This window comes from Amycolatopsis minnesotensis, assembly GCF_039529815.1.
In the GTDB taxonomy this organism is placed as follows: domain Bacteria; phylum Actinomycetota; class Actinomycetes; order Mycobacteriales; family Pseudonocardiaceae; genus Amycolatopsis; species Amycolatopsis minnesotensis.
Map to the genome: position 1 here is coordinate 1 of NZ_BAAANN010000077.1, position 17,251 is coordinate 17,251.

Annotated in this window: 15 protein-coding genes; 3 read left to right on the plus strand and 12 right to left on the minus strand. The window is 70.4% G+C overall.

The window, feature by feature from the left end; genetic code table 11:
• Positions 1 to 126 precede the first annotated feature (126 nt).
• The 8 genes from ABD256_RS43200 to ABD256_RS43235 form a co-directional block, all read right to left on the minus strand.
• Positions 127 to 1,641, minus strand: coding sequence for a prenyltransferase/squalene oxidase repeat-containing protein (locus ABD256_RS43200; RefSeq protein ID WP_344432056.1), 1,515 nt, complete (start codon positions 1,639 to 1,641; stop codon positions 127 to 129).
• Positions 1,642 to 1,651: 10 nt separating this feature from the next.
• Entirely contained in the window at positions 1,652 to 1,786 is a 135-nt protein-coding gene (locus tag ABD256_RS43205) for a hypothetical protein (protein WP_344432058.1), read from the minus strand.
• A 300-nt stretch (positions 1,787 to 2,086) separates the two neighbouring features.
• On the minus strand, positions 2,087 to 3,130 hold the full coding sequence (gene hpaD, locus ABD256_RS43210) for a 3,4-dihydroxyphenylacetate 2,3-dioxygenase (RefSeq protein WP_344432061.1): 1,044 nt from the start codon (positions 3,128 to 3,130) through the stop codon (positions 2,087 to 2,089).
• Positions 3,127 to 4,638 (minus strand): 5-carboxymethyl-2-hydroxymuconate semialdehyde dehydrogenase, encoded by a 1,512-nt coding sequence (hpaE, locus tag ABD256_RS43215; RefSeq protein WP_344432063.1) that lies wholly within the window; start codon positions 4,636 to 4,638, stop codon positions 3,127 to 3,129. The genes hpaD and hpaE overlap by 4 nt, the downstream gene beginning before the upstream one ends.
• Positions 4,639 to 4,640: 2 nt before the next feature.
• A complete protein-coding gene (gene dapA / locus ABD256_RS43220) occupies positions 4,641 to 5,585 on the minus strand; it encodes a 4-hydroxy-tetrahydrodipicolinate synthase (protein WP_344432065.1) in 945 nt (314 codons plus the stop codon).
• 28 nt (positions 5,586 to 5,613) lie between these two features.
• Complete coding sequence (locus tag ABD256_RS43225; protein WP_344432068.1) at positions 5,614 to 6,288, minus strand: GntR family transcriptional regulator; 675 nt, start codon at positions 6,286 to 6,288, stop codon at positions 5,614 to 5,616.
• Positions 6,270 to 7,694: a fumarylacetoacetate hydrolase family protein gene (locus ABD256_RS43230; RefSeq protein ID WP_344432070.1), complete on the minus strand. Its 1,425-nt coding sequence runs from the start codon at positions 7,692 to 7,694 to the stop codon at positions 6,270 to 6,272. The genes ABD256_RS43225 and ABD256_RS43230 overlap by 19 nt, the downstream gene beginning before the upstream one ends.
• Positions 7,695 to 7,782: 88 nt before the next feature.
• Positions 7,783 to 9,219 carry an aldehyde dehydrogenase family protein gene (locus tag ABD256_RS43235; RefSeq protein ID WP_344432072.1) on the minus strand — a complete coding sequence of 479 codons (1,437 nt, stop codon included), beginning with the start codon at positions 9,217 to 9,219 and terminating at the stop codon, positions 7,783 to 7,785.
• 174 nt (positions 9,220 to 9,393) lie between these two features.
• On the opposite strand from ABD256_RS43235, the gene ABD256_RS43240 reads away from it, so the two are divergent.
• Positions 9,394 to 10,836, plus strand: a complete 1,443-nt coding sequence (locus ABD256_RS43240) for a GMC family oxidoreductase (RefSeq protein ID WP_344432074.1) — start codon at positions 9,394 to 9,396, stop codon at positions 10,834 to 10,836.
• Here ABD256_RS43240 and ABD256_RS43245 read toward each other — a convergent pair.
• Genes ABD256_RS43245 through ABD256_RS43255 form a run of 3 tightly spaced genes read right to left on the minus strand, consistent with a single transcriptional unit; the run spans position 10,833 to position 13,842 of the window.
• On the minus strand, positions 10,833 to 11,774 hold the full coding sequence (locus ABD256_RS43245) for an alpha/beta hydrolase (RefSeq protein ID WP_344432076.1): 942 nt from the start codon (positions 11,772 to 11,774) through the stop codon (positions 10,833 to 10,835). The genes ABD256_RS43240 and ABD256_RS43245 overlap by 4 nt on opposite strands.
• Entirely contained in the window at positions 11,771 to 12,724 is a 954-nt protein-coding gene (locus tag ABD256_RS43250) for an aldo/keto reductase (RefSeq protein WP_344432078.1), read from the minus strand. The genes ABD256_RS43245 and ABD256_RS43250 overlap by 4 nt, the downstream gene beginning before the upstream one ends.
• An 8-nt stretch (positions 12,725 to 12,732) precedes the next feature.
• A complete protein-coding gene (locus ABD256_RS43255; RefSeq protein ID WP_425546619.1) occupies positions 12,733 to 13,842 on the minus strand; it encodes a zinc-binding dehydrogenase in 1,110 nt (369 codons plus the stop codon).
• Between the two features lie 48 nt (positions 13,843 to 13,890).
• On the opposite strand from ABD256_RS43255, the gene ABD256_RS43260 reads away from it, so the two are divergent.
• A complete protein-coding gene (locus tag ABD256_RS43260; RefSeq protein ID WP_344432080.1) occupies positions 13,891 to 15,234 on the plus strand; it encodes an amidohydrolase in 1,344 nt (447 codons plus the stop codon).
• Here ABD256_RS43260 and ABD256_RS43265 read toward each other — a convergent pair.
• Positions 15,227 to 15,934 (minus strand): SDR family NAD(P)-dependent oxidoreductase, encoded by a 708-nt coding sequence (locus tag ABD256_RS43265; RefSeq protein ID WP_344432082.1) that lies wholly within the window; start codon positions 15,932 to 15,934, stop codon positions 15,227 to 15,229. The two genes, ABD256_RS43260 and ABD256_RS43265, sit on opposite strands and share 8 nt — an antisense overlap.
• 51 nt (positions 15,935 to 15,985) lie before the next feature.
• On the opposite strand from ABD256_RS43265, the gene ABD256_RS43270 reads away from it, so the two are divergent.
• Complete coding sequence (locus tag ABD256_RS43270) at positions 15,986 to 16,942, plus strand: aldo/keto reductase (RefSeq protein ID WP_344432084.1); 957 nt, start codon at positions 15,986 to 15,988, stop codon at positions 16,940 to 16,942.
• Positions 16,943 to 17,251: the final 309 nt, after the last annotated feature.

Consider the following 17,251-nt stretch of genomic DNA (forward strand, 5'->3'; position numbering starts at 1 on the left):
GACATCCTCATCCCCGCCGTCATGATCATCCTCGCCGTGAAATCCCGCCGGCTCGCGGCCACCCCCCAGCAGACCGCGGACATCACCGCCTGACACCACGGGAGCTGTACTCACCATGGCTGGTCTTCAGCGGGCTCGCGCGATCGTGTGGCTGGCCGCCAGCACGGCCGCCTGCACCACCCGTATCGGCGAGAAGAAATCCTTGACCAGCCACAGCTGCGTGATCGTCTCGTCGACGACTCCGTCCCGCAGCACCGGTTCCGCGGCGTCGAACGCTTCCGCGACCCCCTGCCCCGATCCGGCACGCAGGATCAGCGTGGCGTAAGCGGTCTCTTCCATGGTCACCCAGCGGACGCCCCAGCCGCCGCCCGGCTGCCGGGTCTCGAGCGTCCAGTCGACGGCTCGGCGGACCGCTTCCGCCGAGCGCCTGCCGCCGTACACCGAGAGCGCTTCGACCGCGCAAACCGTGGCGTAGTAAGGAGAACAGTGCCAGAAGTCGGTCCAGCTACCGCAGTCGTCCTGCTGGTCGAGCAGCCAGTCGATATTGCGCCGCAACACCGGCTCGAACCGCTCCCGCGCCGCCTGCCGCTCGGCGACGTACCGGCCGAGCAGGCCGATCGTGTGGCCGTTGGTCGCGGGCGACGAGATCGATTCGCCGGGGTAGATCTCGAAGTGGTCGCCGGTCCAGTACTTCATCAGGCCGTCGAGGCTCGGTTCGCGTCCGTGGCACAGGAGCGCGTTCAGCACGGCGGCGGTGTCGTCGCCGTCCACGGTGAGGCCCTTGCCGCCCGCGATCCCGTACTCGCCCAGTTCCGCTTCCATGCGGTCGAGCACGATCTCGGGGCAGTCGTGCCCGACGCCGTGCCAGACGAAGGTGTTCAGCACCCAGGCCTGCTCGAAGAGATCGATCGGCGCCGCGACCGGGACCAGGCCGCCGCGGTCGCGTTGCAGGCCGTCGAGGAAGCGGCCGGCGGGGCTGTCCGGGTCGGGCGCCTCGCGCAGCCAGCCCGCCGTGCCCGCGGGGGAGCAGCTCACCGAACCCGCGTACGGGTGCGGAGCCGGCCACGGCGGACCCGCCGGAGTGGCGATTTCCCAGGCGTGCCACAGGTCGTCCGGCAGCGGCTTGCCCTGCTCGGCGTCCCGGCGCAGTTCCGCGAGGCGGTCGAGCGCGCATCCCGCCGGCGGTGCCAGCCGCGGCTGCCCGAGCCGGTCGAGATGACCGTTGAGCCGGTCGACGAGCATCGGCACGATCAGCTCGACCCCGATGGTGATCGGCGCGCCGCCCGCGTACCGCCCGCCCGGGGCGAGCCATTCGCGGATCACCGCCAATCCCCGCGTGGCCGCCGCCCGCATCCGGTCGCGGGGCACCACGTCGTCGGCGGGCTCGTTCCTCGCCAGCACCGCGAGCAGCGCTTCGGTCGCGCTGAGCGTGCCGTTGAACGCGTACCCGTCCTGTCCCCACGCACCGTCGGGGCCCTGTTCCGCGCACAGGAACCGCAACCGCTCCGCGTGCCCGCCCAGCCACGGCGCGTCGGACACCAGCCGCGCGCACTCGTACGGGGACGGGGTCAGCCACGCCCACGGGTCGGCCGCCGAGTCCGCCAGCATCTTGTTCGCTGCCGCGCGAAAGTCATCGGTCATAGCCGCCTTCCTACCGCGCCGGGCGGCGTCCTGCCGTCTGATCGGCGTCATCGCGGTGGCGCAGCCGGTGCTCCGCCAGCCGCAGCGCCATGGCCAGTACCACGAACACGCTGATCAGCAGGATCGTGTACCCGATGTCGCTCATCTTCGGCGAACGCTCCTTCGTCTCGCGGGAACTCACCACGACCCGGTACGTCGTGAGTTCCCGCCAGCGTCGCCCTTCGCCGCGCGGTTCCGCTTCGCCACGGACGCGACCTTGACGCGTCCGGGCACACCCTTGACACGGCACTGACGACGAGTGCCGTGTCAGGGATCTGGCCTTCGCCAGCGTCTCCTCCCACGGCCCGATCCGCACGTCCGGCCGGTGCCGCCCCAGCCGAGCGCCCGCCGACCTCCTCCGTGCGGTTCGCCCCGTGTGCCACGAAGGAGCCGCGCGGGACCGCGTTCAGACCTGGTGCCCGAGCTTGAACCCTTCCTGGTCCGCGGTGCGGGCGAACCCGTCCGCGCCCACGGTCACGTCGGACTCGCGGGCTTCGGCGCGGGCGATGACCGGCTTGGGCCGCCCGTCGAGATCGAGGACGAGCGAGGCGTCCGAATACCAGCTCGGCACCACGGGGTTGCCCCACCAGTCGCGGCGCTGGTTGTCGTGGACGTCCCAGGTGATCACCGGGTTGTCCGGGTCGCCGGTGTAGTAGTCGTGGGTGTAGATCTCGATCCGGTGGCCGTCCGGATCGCGCACGTAGAGGTAGAAGGCGTTCGAAACGCCGTGGCGGCCGGGACCGCGCTCGATCATGCCGGACTGCCGGAGCGCGCCGAGGTGATCGCAGATGTGCAGGATCTGGTGCCGTTCGTGGGTGGCGAAGGCGATGTGGTGCAGGCGCGGGCCGTCGCCACCGGTCAGTGCGACGTCGTGCACGGTCGGCTTGCGGAACATCCAAGCCGCGTAGACGGTGCCTTCGTCGTCCTGGATGTCCTCCGACACCCGGAAGCCCAGCCCCTCGTAGTAGTCCCGCGCGGCGGGCACGTCCGGGGTGGCGATGTTGAAGTGGTCCAAACGGGACAGTGCGCCGGGACCGTGGACGTCGTAGCGCTGGGTGAACCGCTCGACGTGTTCGGCTTCGTGGAAGAACTCGACGGGGAAGCCGAGCGGGTCCTCGATCCGCACGGCCTCGCCGATGCCCCGCGTAGCGCCCGCGGGGCGCCGTTCGACGCGGACGCCCAGTTCCCGGTAGTAGCCCTCGGCCAGATCGAGGTCCGCCGCCGACCGAACGCGGTAGGCCAGCGCGGCGAGCGCGGCCACCTCACCCTTGCGCAGCACCAGCGAGTGGTGCAGGAACTCCTCGAACGCGCGCAGGTAGATCGCGTCGCCGTCCTCGTGGGTGACGACGAGGCCGAGCACGTCGACGTAGAACGCGCGGGACGCGGCGAGATCGGTGACGACCAGCTCGGCATAGGCGCAGCGGAGCACGTCCGGTGGGGCCTCGGTCATGACTGTTCCTTCGGTGTGGCCCCGAAACGGGCGGTGTGGACGGGCCCGAGCGACACGTGGATCGCCTGCTGGTCGGTGTAGAAGTCGAGCGAGCGGTAGCCGCCTTCGTGCCCGAGCCCGGACGCCTTGACCCCGCCGAACGGCGTCCGCAGGTCGCGCACGTTGTGCGAGTTGAGCCAGACCATCCCCGCTTCCACCGACTGCGCGAACGTGTGCGCGCGGTTCAGGTCGGAGGTCCAGAGGTAGGCGGCGAGCCCGTACTTCACTTCGTTGGCAAGGGAAAGCGCCTCGGCCTCGGTGTCGAACGGGGTGATGGCGACGACCGGGCCGAAGATCTCCTCCTGGAAGATCCGCGCGTCCGGGCGGACGTCGGCGAACACCGTCGGCGCCACGTAGTTCCCGGTGTCCAAACCGGACGGACGCCCGCCGCCGGCGAGGAGCCGCCCCTCGGACTTGCCGAGTTCGACGTAGCGCATCACCTTGTCGTAGTGCTCCGGGTGGACGAGCGCGCCGACCTCGGTCGCCGGATCGTGCGGATCGCCGACCACGATGTTCCGCGCCCGCTCGGCGTAGCGCTCGCAGAACTCGTCGTAGATCCCGCGTTCGACGAGGATCCGGCTACCCGCGGTGCAGCGTTCACCGTTGAGCGAGAACACCCCGAACAGCGTCGAGTCCAGCGCCGCGTCGAGATCGGCGTCGGCGAACACGATGGCGGGCGATTTGCCGCCCAGCTCCATCGACATGCCCTTGAGCCCGGCCGCGCAGTTGCGGAAGATCGTCTGGCCGGTGGTGGTCTCGCCGGTGAACGAGATCAGCGGGACGTCGGGATGGCGGACCAGCGCGTCGCCCGCTTCCTCGCCGAACCCGTTGACGAGGTTGAACACCCCGTCGGGCAGCCCGGCGTCGGAGAAGATCCCGGCCCACAGGCTCGCCGAGAGCGGGGTGAACTCCGCCGGCTTGAGCACGATCGTGCACCCCGATGCCAGTGCCGGCGCGAGCTTCCAGCTCTCCAGCATGAACGGGGTGTTCCACGGCGTGATGAGCCCGGCCACCCCGATCGGCTTGCGGTGCACGTAGTTCACCTGCCGCCCCGGCACCCGGTAGGTGTCGTCGGCCTGCGCGACGACGAGGTCGGCGAAGAACCGGAAGTTCTCGGCGGCACGCCGTGCCTGGCCGAGCGCCTGGGTGATCGGCAGGCCGGTGTCGAAGGTTTCCAGCTCGGCCAGGCGGGCGTCCTGCGCCTCGACGGCGTCGGCGATCTTGTTGAGCACCGTCGCCCGTGCGCGGGGGACCATGCCCGGCCACGGGCCGTCGGTGAACGCCTTGCGCGCGGCGGCGACGGCGAGGTCGATGTCCTCGGCCTGCCCCGCCGCGGCCGCGACGTAGGGCTGGTTCGACACCGGGTCGAGCACGTCGAAGGTCTTGCCGGACACGCTGTCGGCCAGTGCGCCGCCGATGTAGTGCTGGATCTTCGACGGCAGGCCATCGGGGATGTAGTGCTTCGCCATGCCTACTTTCCTTCCACGGTGAAGCCTTCGGTGGCGGTCAGGTACCTTTCGCCCCGCGCCATCAGGTCCTTGATCCGGCCGACGCCGGGCGCGGTGGGGGTGATCAGCGGCGGCCGCACGAAACCGGACCCGATCAGCCCGCGCTGTTCGAGCACCCACTTGCCCGGCGCGGGATTGGTCTCGACGAAGAGCAGGTCGACCAGCGGGTGCAGGCCGTAGTGGATTTCCCTGGCGCGGGCGAGGCCGCCCGACTGCCATGCCTCGTACATCTCCGCGCAGGCGGCGGGCGCGATGTTCGCCGTCGCGCTGACGAAACCGGCGCCGCCGAGCGCGAGCAGCGGCAGGCAGAGCAGTTCGATCCCGGACCACACCAGCAGTTCGGGGCCGCACAGGTGGAGCACGCGCGAGAAGTGCTCGAAGTCCTTCGTGGTCTCCTTGACGCCGACGAAGTTGTCCAGCTCGCCGAACAGCCGCGCCACGGTCTCCGGCGCGATGTCCACCGAGGTCCGGCTCGGCACGTTGTAGGCAACGATCGGCAGGTCGGGGAACTCCAGCGCGACCGTGCGGTACCAGGTGTAGAGCGCTTCCTGCGTCGGACGCGCGTAGTACGGCGTGATGACGAGCGCGGCGTCCGCACCCGCGTCCCGTGCGGCGGCGGTGAGTTCGAGCGTCTCGTCCAGTTTGGCCGAACCGGTGCCGGGCACGAACGGGACGCGGTCGCCGACCGCCGCCGCGACGGTCCGGATCGCTTCGGCGCGTTCGGCGATGGTCTGCGCGCCGGGCTCACCGGTGGAGCCGCCGATCGAAATACCGTGCGAGCCCGCGGAAAGCTGCCAGCGCACCAGGTTCGCCAGCCCGGCGTGGTCGACATCGCCGTCGGCCGTGAACGGTGTCATCAACGGCGCGATCGAGCCCTTGACGGACCGGGGGTCCGACCGGAATCGCATGGGTTCCCTCCCTGGGGGGTGTTTCTCGTCAGGCGTGACGTTCGGCCTGGTACGCCAGGAAGGCGTCCAGGGTGGCCAGGCGGTGCTCCCGCACGGCTTGTTCGATTTCGCTCGCGGGCGCGCCCTGTTCGAGCAGGCCGAGTATCCGGTCGTGTTCGCGCACCGATTCGTGCGCGCGGCCCGGCACGAAGCTGAACGTCGACGTGCGCAGCCCGCTCAGCCGGTTCCAGCCGCGGTTGACCAGGTCGAGCACCTGCGGGTTCGGGCATGCGTCGAACAGCGCCCAGTGGAACTCGCGGTTGAGCGAGGTGAACCGCTTCGGTTCGAAGTCGTCGAGGCACGCGGTCAGCTCGGCGTTGAGCTTCTTCGCGGTGGCGATGGTCTTCGGGGGCAGCGGAGCGGTGAGCGCGGTCGCGTACCCCTCGACCAGCGCGAGGGTCTGCATCGTGTGCTGGTATTCGATTTCGTCCACCATCGCGACCTGCGCGCCGACGTTGCGCTCGAAGGTCACCAGCCCCTCGGCTTCGAGCAGCCGGATCGCCTCGCGGACCGGCACCACGCTGACGCCGAGCTCCTGCGCGATCTGCCCGAGCACGAGGCGGTAGCCGGGGGAGAACGTGCCGTCGCCGATGCGGGCCTTGATCCACTGGTAGGCGAGCTGGGACTTGCTCAGCGCGTGCGAGTTCACCGCCTCGTGAGCCATGCGGCGTACCTCGACTTCCACTCTTCGTTCATCGGGTACAGGCCTTCGACCCGTTCGCCGGCGGCCACCTGCTCGGCGATGAACGTTTCCTGGAGCTCCTGCTCGATCGCGGCGTCGACCACCTCTTCGACCAGCGGCGGTGGGATCACCAGCACGCCGTCCGCGTCGCCGACGACGATGTCACCCGGTTGCACGGCGGCGCCGCCGCAGGCGATCGAGACGTCGACCTCCCACGGCACGTGCCGCCTGCCGAGCACCGCGGGATGTGCCCCGGAGTGGTAGGTCGGGATGCCCAGCGCGGTGACCGCCTCGACGTCGCGGACGCCGCCGTCGGTCACGATGCCCGCCGCGCCGCGCACCTTGGCGCGCGACGCGAGGATGTCGCCGACCGTCCCGGTGCCGTGCTCGCCGCGGGCCTCCATCACCAGCACGTCACCGGATTCCAGCGAGTCGAACGCGCGCTTCTGCGCGTTGTACCCGCCGCCGTGCGCGTGGAAGAGGTCTTCGCGGTACGGCAGGTAGCGCAGCGTGCGCGCCCGGCCGACCAGCTTGGCACCCGGCGTGGTCGAGGTGAGGCCGTCGATCGAAACGTCGTTGTAGCCGCGTTTGCGGAGCTGCGCGGAAAGGGTCGCGGTGCCGACGCTGGTGAGCCGTCGCTTGAGGTCGTCGGTCAGTGCGAACGACGGAGTGCCGTAGGCCTCCGCGCGCTGCCGCCCGTCGACCCTCGGCAGAGCACCGTACTGTCCGAACGGGACGGTCCCGTCGACGACCGGCGTGACCAGGCGGCCGGTGGTGCGGTCCGCGGAGTCGACCTCCACCTCCACGACGTCGCCGGGCCGGACGACCGACGCGCCGGCAGGCGTGCCGGTCAGGATCACGTCGCCGGGTTCGAGCGTCATGAGCTGGGACAGGTCGGCCACCAGCCGCCCGAACGCGAACAGCAGACCGGCGGTGGTGTCCTCCTGGGCCAGCTCGCCGTTGACCCAGGTGCGCACGCGCAGCGCGGCCGGGTCGAGCTCGCGGGCGGGCAGCACCGACGGGCCGAGCGGGGTGAAGCCGTCGCCGCCCTTGGACCGCAGGTTGGAGCCCCGGTCGGCGTAGCGGAGGTCGTACACGCCGAAGTCGTTCGCGGCGGTCACCCCGGAGACGTGCGCCCATCCGTCCTCGGGGTGGACGCGGCGGGTGCGCTTCCCGATGATCAGGGCGATCTCGCCCTCGAAGCCGAGCAGTTCGGTGCCCATCGGGCGTTCGAGCGCGTCCCCGCTCGCCGCGACGGAGGTCGGCGGTTTGAGGAAGTACGACGGGTGAATGGGCGTGCGCCCGCGCTGCGCCGCCCGTGACGGGTAGTTGAGATGCAGCGCGATGATCTTACCCGGCCGTCGTGGCACGTCGGAATCGGTCGTCATGCGTGGCTTCCTGCCTGGTCAGCTGGCAACATATCATAAATCATATACGATCTATGGCCAAGTGAAGCGGTGAGCCCTGCCACCGGTTTCACCCGCCGTAGTGGAGCCACACGGACTTGGTCTCGGTGTAGGCGTCGATCGCCCACGGGCCCATCTCGCGGCCCCAGCCGGAAGCCTTGTAGCCGCCCCACGGCGCGGCCATGTCCGGTATCGGCGGCATGTTCACGAACACCGCGCCCGCCCTGATCCCGTTCGCGAACCGTTGTGCGGTACCGATGTCCCGCGTCCACACCGTCGCCGCGAGCCCGTAGTCGGTGTCGTTGGCGCGCGCCAGCACTTCGTCCCCGTCGTCGTAGGAGGTGACCGCCAGTACCGGGCCGAAGATCTCCTCGCGCATGATCGTCATCTCGTCGGTGACGCCCGCGAAGAGGGTGGGGGAGTAGAAGTAGCCTTCGCGGTCGACGGCGCTGCCGCCGGTGACGAGTTCCGCGCCCTGCTCGCGCCCGATCGAGACGAGCACGTCGACGTGTTCGCGGTGCTTGGCCGACACCAGCGGCCCGAGCTGGGTCCGCTCGTCGATGCCGGGCCCGATCTGGAGGTCCTCCAGCCCGCGCGCGAGCTTGTCGACGAACTCCTGCTCGCGCTTGCGGTCCACGTAGAACCGCGTGTACGCGGCGCAGACCTGACCGGTGTTGAGCGTCGCGCCAGCCAGGTTCCCGGCGACCGCGGCGTCGATGTCGGCGTCGGCGGCGATCAGGCTGGGCGCCTTCCCGCCGAGTTCGAGCGTGAGCCGTTTGAGGTTGGATTCCGCGCTGGCCGCCGTGATGAGCTTCCCGACCGCGGTGGACCCGGTGTAGGACAGGTGGTCGATGTCGGGGTGTGAGCTGAGCATCGCCCCGACCGCGCCGTCGCCGGTGACGAGGTTGACCACGCCGGGCGGGATCCCGGCCTCGTTCGCCAGCTCCACCAGCCGGATCGCGGTCAGCGGGGTGACCTCGCTCGGCTTGATCACCACGGTGTTCCCGGTCGCGAGCGCCGGTGCGAGCTTCCAGACCAGGATCATCAGCGGGAAGTTCCACGGCAGGACGAGCGCGTTCACCCCGACCGGCTCGCGGCGGGTGTAGTGCAACGTGTCGGGGAACGACACCGGGTTCGTGGTGCCCTGGATCTTGGTGACCCAGCCCGCGAAGTACCGGAGGTGCTCGGCCGCGCCGGTGACGCTGACCTGGCGCGAGACACCGATCGGCTGGCCCTGGTCGCGGGTTTCGAGCGCGGCCAGCTCTTCGTGGTGCTCCTCGACGAGGTCCGCGAGCCGGAACAGGAGCGCGGCCCGCCGCACCGGGAGCAGGCCGGCCCACTCCGGCGCGTCGAGCGCGCGCCTCGCGGCGTAGACGGCGGAGTCCACGTCGACGGCCGATGCGGTGCCCACCTCGTCGATCACCTTGCCGGTGGCGGGATCGAAGGTGGGGATGGCGCCACCACGCGCTTCGGTCCACTGTCCGTCGATGAACAGGCGTGTGGCCATCCCGTGCTCCTTGCCGATCTCGGGGCGTTCCTCAGGCCGCGAAGGCCCGTGGTGATCGAGTATCGGGTGCGGGGCGTGCCATGGTCTTGTCCGGCAGGGCACGCCGATTGTCGGCCAGCGAAGGGATTCCGGCGTCCCGGCGGCGCCGCGCCGTCATCTTGCCAGGCTGGGGCCATGGACGTGATCGTGGTGGGTGCGGGTTCGGCGGGTTCGGTCGTGGCCAGGCGGCTGGTCGACGCGGGTGCGCGGGTGACACTGCTCGAGGCGGGCGGCACGGACACGAATCCGGCGATCCACGACCCGTCCCGCGCGGCGGAGCTGTGGCACGGTCCCGAGGACTGGGACCACTACACGGTGCCGCAGGAGCACGCGGCGAACCGCAGGCTGCACCTGCCCCGGGGCAAGGTGCTCGGGGGCTCGCACTCGCTCAACGCGATGGTGTGGGTCCGCGGCGCGCCGCGGGACTACGACGGCTGGGAGGTGCCCGGCTGGGCGTGGCACGACGTGCTGCCGCTGTTCGAGCGCATCGAGTCCGATCTGCTCGAGATCGCGCCGAACGAACCGCTCCACCCGATTCAGCAGTCCATTGTGGAGGCCGCGGTACAGGCAGGGGTGCCGTACAACCCGGACTACCACGCCGATCGTCTCGACGGTGTTTCCGTGCAGCGGGTGACCCTGCGCGACGGGCGCAGGCTCAACACGTGGCTCGCCTACGCCGAGCCCGTCGCGGACCGGATGACCGTCCACACGGGAGCGACCGTGCACCGGGTCCTGTTCGACGGCACGCGCGCCATCGGGGTGGCCGCCGAAATCGGCGGGCGGGCCGAACGGATCATGGCCGGCCACGTCGTCCTCGCCGGGGGTGCGCTTTCCTCGCCCGCGATACTCCTGCGCAGCGGTGTCGGGCCGGCGGACGAGCTCGCGGCGCTGGGGATCGAGGTCGTCGCGGACCTGCCCGGCGTCGGCCGGAACCTGCACGACCACCTCCTTTCGCCGGTCATCTTCGCCACCGACCGCCGCGAGGTCGCACCCCCGTCGCCGGGGCGTTCGGTGACGCAGACCCACCTGTTCTGGCGCAGCCGCCCCGGCCTCGCCGTGCCCGACACCCAGCCGATCCACTTCAGCGTGCCGATGTACGAACCGTGGATGACCGGCCCGGACACCGGGTTCTCGCTGATGGCGGGCATGGTGTCACCGGAAAGCAGGGGAAGTCTCCGGCTTTCCGGGCCCGAACCCGGCGACGAGCCGCTGATCGACCTCGCCGCGCTGGCGGAACCGGCCGACTTCGAAAGCCTGGTCGCGTCCGTCGAACAGTGCAGCGAGATCGGCAGGGCGCAGGCGCTCGCGGAGTGGGGCGCGCGCGAGCTGTACCCCGGGCCCTCCCGCGACGTTCGCGACTACGTCCGGCAGACCGCCATCACCTACCACCACCAGGTCGGCACCTGCCGGATGGGCGCCGACGCGCTCGCGGTCGTCGACCCCCGGCTCGCGGTGCACGGCCTGGCCGGGTTGCACGTCGCGGACGCGTCGGTGCTGCCGAGGGTGATCACCGGCAACACGAACGCGCCCGCGGTGCTCGTCGGGGAGCGCGCCGCGGGGTTCCTCGTGGACGGTTAGGCGGCGAGTACGCGGCGCAGCCAGGAACTCCTGGCCGCGAGCGCGGCCGCGGTCACCTCGCTGTGCGGTGCGATCCGGTCGAACCCGTGGTACGCGCCCGCCCACACGTGCAGTTCGGCGGGTACGCCCGCCTGCCACAGCGTGTCGGCGTACGCGATGTCCTCGTCGCGGAAGATCTCCGCGGCGCCGACCTCGATGAACGCGGGCGGCAGTCCGGAGAGGTCGATCGCCCGCGATGGCGCGGCGTACCACGACATCGTGCCGTCGAGCAGCGACTTCCAGCCGAACCCGTTGGCGGCCCGGCTCCACACCCCGCGCGTCGCGTACTCCACTGTGGACGGTGAGTCGTTGCGGTCGTCGATCATCGGGCACAGCAGGAGCTGCCCGGCGAGTGCCGGGCCGCCGCGATCCCGTGCCAGCAGTGCCACGCCCGCGCTGAGCCCGCCACCCGCGCTGCCGCCGCCGATGATGATCTTCGCGGGGTCGACCCCGAGCTCGGCCGCGTTCTTCGCCATCCAGACCAGGCCCGCGTAGCAGTCTTCGAGGGGCGCCGGATGGGGATGCTCCGGCGCCAGCCGGTACTCGACGGTCACCGCGACGAAGCCGAATTCCTCAACCAGCGGGACCAGCCGCGGCAGATCGGAGAACCGGTCGTCCATCACCATGCCGCCGCCGTGGATGTTGTAGAACCCCGGTGCGCCCGGCCGCGGGTCACTCGGCCGCAGGACCGTCACGGTGATACCGGTGCCCGGGATGACCCGGTCTTCCCAGACGATGTCCCGGTCGCCGACGGCTTCGGCGCAGGTGAGGTTCTCCGCGCGCACCGCTTCGCGGACGGCGGACAGCGTCTCGCCGGTCAGCGGAGGGCCGGTGGGAAGTGCCTGCAGCGCTTCGGCGAGTTCGGGATCGAAGCCGTCGTCCGGCCCCGGCGCGTTCACGGCCCCTCCGGATCGACGACGCCCCGATCCGCGCGCAACGGCTCGACGAGTTCGCGGAGCCGGTCCGCGCCGACCCGGTCGAGCAGGTCCACCGCGCCGAGGTTCTCGCGTAGCTGGGCGGTGCTGGTCGCGCCGAACAACGTCGTCGTGTGCGCGGGATGGGTGAGGGTGAACGCGAGGCACAGCTGCGCCGGGGTCGCGCCCAGCGCGGTCGCGATGCGGTCGACCTCGGGCGCCGAGGCGGTGATGGCCGCGCGGACACCGCCGGGATCGCGCCCGATCTGCCGTCCCGTCTTGCCCAGCAGCAGCCCGCCTTCGAAGACGTCCGAGGACTGCAGCGTCACGCCGAGTTCGCCGAACACCGAGGCGAACGGCGCACCGTCCGGAATGGACCTTCGCGCGACGCTGTGCTTGAGCTGCGCGATGACGGGCCCCGGCAGGCCGTCGGCTTCGGCGAAGTCGTGGAGGGCCCGGATGGCCGTGGCCGACCAGTTGTTGACACCCCAGTGCCGCAGCAACCCCGCCTCTCGTAACGCGGCGAGGTCGCGCACGAGCGCATCCAGGTCGGTGTCGTCCCGGCGGAGATCGCCGAGGACGACCAGGTCCGCGTGGTCGACGCCGGCGCGGAACAGCGCGTTTTCGAGCTGGGGGCGCAGTTCCCGCTCGGGATAGCCCTCCAGCCACAGCTTCGACGACAGCAGGTAGTCGTCGCGCCGGAGCCCCGCCGCCCGCACCATCGCGGAGAACAGGACGTCGGTGAACACCGGGGTGGCGCCGGGAAGGCCGTACACGCCGACGTCGAACAGCGTGATCCCGGCGTCCACGGCGGTGCGCAGCATCCGCACCGCCTCGCCGAAGTCCATCCGGTCGTAGGTGTGCCACGAACCGAGTGACAGCACACCGGTGAGCGGGCCGTTGCCGCCGATGCGGCGCTGGGGGATCGCGGTCATGGTGCTCCTCAGTGCAGACGGGGATCGACGACGGCCTTCAGCTCGTCGAACCGGGACATGGATTCGAGGCGCTTCGAAGCGCCGGACAGGCCGACAGGTGCGCTGAACAGGTCGTCCCACGGCATCCGGTCGGCGAAGGTGCGGAAGAACTCCACCGACCGGTGGTAGTCGGAGATGTCGCCGTTGAGCGAGCCGACGACGGTGAGCTCCTTGCCCATCACGGTGCCCAGTGGCACGAGGGAGGGCTGGGGGCCGGTCGACCCGACCACCGCGAGCGTCCCGCGCTGCGCGGCGAAGGCGACGGCCTCGGTGCCGATCGTCGGGCCGCCCGCGAAGTCGAAGACGTGATCGGCGCCGTGGCCGCCGGTCAGCTCGCGCACCCGCTCAATTCGCTCTTGAGCGTCCGAGGCGAGTGAAACCGTTACGGTGGCACCGAAACGCTTGGCGATTTCGAGCCTGCTGTCGGGCCCGCCCACGGTGATGACGGCGCCGGCGCCGGAGATCCGGGCGACCGCGGTGGCGAACACGCCGAGCGCACCGGAGCCCTGCACCAGTACCGTCGAACCGGGCCGGATACCGCCCGCCCTGCCGATCGCGCGGAGCACGGTCTTGCCCGCGCACCCGGACATCGAGGCCCAGGTGTCCTTGACGTCGGCGGGCAGCAGCAGCTTCGCGGCGCCGGGCGTCACGTAGCAGTGCCGTGCCAGACCGCCGGTGGCGTAGGGGAACCGGTCCGACCGCTGCAGGAAGCCGTAACCGCGGTTCTCGCAAGCGACGGGTTCGCGCAGGATCGTGCATCCGTGGCACTTCCCGCAGGTCGACTCCGACCAGCCGATGCGGTCGCCCGCGCTGACTTCGCGGCCGAGCGCGTCGGTGGTTCCGGGGCCGGTGGCGAGCACCTCGCCGACCATTTCGTGGCCGAGCACCAACGGCAGCATCCCGGGAAACGTCATCTGGCCGGACCACAGGTGCACGTCGGTGCCGCACAACGTGGCGCAGGTGAGGCCGACGAGCGCGGCACCCGGTTCGAGGTCGCGGGGGAGGGGCAGCTCGCGCAGGTCCAGCGCGGCGTTGTGCGCGCTGAGGACCGCGGCTTCGGTGTTCGCGGGAATCGGCATGGGCTGCCTTTCCACTCTCGCCGGTGCGGGGGTTTTTAGTCTACAGTCGTGGAAGAAAAAGTCCAGGTGCGGGAGGAAAGCATGGTGGCACAAGGGAATCCGCCGGCCTCACTGGTGGTTCGAGGCGGCACCGTGCTGACCTTCGACGCGCAGGGCACGGTGGCGACCGGGTTCGCGGCCGCCGGTGACCGGATCGTCGCGGTCGGGGACGAGGTCTCCGCGCACCTCGGACCCGGCACCGAGGTCGTGGAACTGGCGGGGCGGACCGTGCTGCCCGGGATCAACGACTCGCACCTGCACGCGGCGTGGCTCGGTGCGCGGTGGCCGCACACCCTCATCGGAGCGGACGGCTTCACCGCGGGGGAAGACGCGCCGATGACGAACCCGGCGGAGCGGAGGGCGGCGATCCTGCGCGCGGGCGAGCTGTGCACGTCGCTCGGGATCACCAGTTACACCGAGCCGGGGCTGGGGCCGGGCGAGACGGGGTGCTTCTCGCCGGAAGTGCTGGAGGAGTACGCGGCACTCGCGCGCGAAGGCCGGCTGCGCGCGCGAGTGACCGTGCTGCGGCTGTTCGGCCTGCTCGACGGACGGAGCACGCTGGACGATTTCGAACGCGGCTTGGCCACTCCGGTACCGGAGGCGACCCGTGACTGGCTCGATGTCAGCGGGGTCAAGATCTTCGCCGACGGCATCGCGCCGATGTGCACCGCGTGGACGCACCACGGCTATCCGGACGGCTCCCACGGTTCGCTGCTCGTCGACGGTGAAGACGACCAGGATCGCGCGCGGAAGCTGGCCGGGATGATCTCACTGGCGCACGCGGCGGGCCTGTCGGTCGGCGTGCACGCGACCGGTGATCGCAGCATCGAAGCCGCGCTCGCGAACCTGCGCCGGGGTGATCACATCGTGCACGGAGACCTCGTCACCCCGGCGCAGCTGGCGGCGATGGCGTCGGCGGGCGTCGGGTTGACCGTCCAGCCCGCCATCGCGGCGGCGATGGGGGGCGCGCTCGCGGGTGTGCTGGGCGCGGACATCGCCGCGAAAGCCTGGCCACTGCGCGAAATGCTGGACTCCGGTGTGCCGCTGACGTTGAGCAGCGACGCTCCGGTGGTCACACCGGACTGGCGCGTGCACGTCGCGGCCGCGTGCCGGCTGCTCGGGACACGGGGTGCGAACCCGGAACTGATGACACGACTGCTGCGGTGCTACACGGCCGCGGCCGCGGTGCAGGACGGGGCGGCGGAGTGGAAGGGGACGCTCGAACCGGGCAAGGTCGCGGATTTCGTCGTGCTCGCGGAGAACCCCTTGGAAGCTGATCCCGCGGCCCTGCCCGGCGTCGCCGTCGAAGCCACCTTCACCGGCGGCCGGTGCGTCTACTCCGGACTCAGGTGAGGAGCTGGCCGCCGTCGACCGGAATGCTCGCACCGGTGATGTGGCCGGCTTGCCCGGAAGCGAGGAACACGACGGCCGGGGCGATGTCGGTGACCGACGCGATGGTGCCCAGGGGAATCCGCGACTCCCATGCCTGCCTCGCGACGGGGTCGGCGGTGAGCCCGGCCGTCATCGGCGTGTGCACGGGGCCGGGCGCGACGGCGTTCACCCGGATGCCGTGCGGGGCCAGTTCGATCGCGGCGGACCGGGTCAGTGCTTCGACGGCCGCCTTGGTGGCTTCGTAGTGGCCGAGGCCGGGCGTCGGCTGCCGCGCGCCGATGGACGAGATGTTCACGATCGACCCGCGCGTGCTCGAGGCGATCATGTGCGCGCCGACCGCGCGCGTCATCAGGAACGTGCCGCGGAAGTTCACCCGCACGCACCGGTCGAAGACGTCGATGTCCAGGTCCACCAGCGGTCCGCCGCCACCGGCGAGGCCGGCGTTGTTCACCAGCACGTCGATCGTGCCGAGTTCGCCGACGGTTTCGCGGACCGATTCCGCGTCGGAGATGTCGAGTTCCCGGTACTCGGCGCCGAACTCGGCGCCACGGGAAACGTCGGCGACAACCACCCGGTCACCCGCCGCCAGGAATGCCTCCGCGACTCCGCGCCCGATCCCGCTGGAGCCACCGGTCACCACCACGGTCCTTTTGTTTTTCATTCTACGATCGTAGACTAAACCCTGTTTTCATTGCCAGGGAAAGGAAGTCTCGTGACCGGAGAGCACGCCGCGCCGCTCGGCTCGACCGGGGTCACCACCTCGGTGCTCGGCCTCGGATCGTGGAACACCTGGGACAGGATGGCGTTCGGCGACGCCGTGCACCTGATCAGAACGGCGGTGGACGCGGGCATCACGCTGTTCGACGTCGCGCACTACGACATGGGCCCGCACGCGGAGGGTTCCCGTACGGACCAGATCTTCGGCGAAGCGGTGCGCGCCGCGGGTATCGGCCGCGACGAGTACCAGCTGTGCGGAAAGCTCTGGCTCTGGGACTATCCCCGCACGGGTTTCGCCGAGCAACTGGACACGGCGCTGGCGCGGGCCGGTGTCGACCACGCAGATCTCGTAGTGGTCGGCGACTACCGGGAGCCGCCCGACGTGCCGCGGATCGTCACCGCGGTCGCCGAGCAGATCCGGCGCGGGCGGTTCACGGGCTGGGGTGTGAACAACTGGCTCGCCGCCGACCTGGACGCGGCACTCGAGTTCGCCGAACGCGAAGGACTCCCGGCGCCGGGTTTCGCCCAGCTGAAGTACAGCGTGGTCCGGCGCTCGATGGCGGAAGGCCCGTTCTACGGCGCACACTTCGCGGCGGGGCGTCTGGCGTTGCAGGCTTCCGACATCTTCGAAGGCGGCGTACTACTGGGGAACCGGACGCCTGAGCGCAAGATCGGTGCCGATGTCGGTGGTATCCGGGAGTCCATTGTGGATGCCGCCGGTGAGCTGGGCCGGATCGCTGCGCAGTTCGGGGTGAGCAGCGCTCAGCTCGCGCTCGCCTTCTGTCTGGAGTATGAGCCGGTGGCTAATGTCCTCTTCGGCGTCAGTAGTGCGCGTCAGTTGGCGGACAATCTTGGTGCGTTGCGGGTTCGTGCCGAGTACGGGGCTGAGGTTAGGTCGGCTGTTGAACACTTGTGGCTGGATCGGGGTGTTGATCCTGGCGGGAGTTGGTGAGGGTTTCTTGTCTTGTCGTGGTTGGTTCGTCGTGTTGGGCTACGGTCTACTGACGGCTTTGGACGGGAAGCGCGGGATTTCGTTGTCCGGGTGGCGGTCTGGCTGTGGTCCGGTTCGATCGCGGGTACTGAGTTTTTTGGTATAGCGACGTTTCTTTGTCTGTCCATTGTGGACTTGGTAGTTTTGGTTCACTAGATCGTGTGTTCGATTCCGGGTGTGGTCGCGGTAGAATGGTGGGGTGTCGGAGACTTCTTCCCTTGTGTCGCAGCGGGAGCTGTGGCAGTGCAGCGCGCGTGAGGCCGCTGGGCT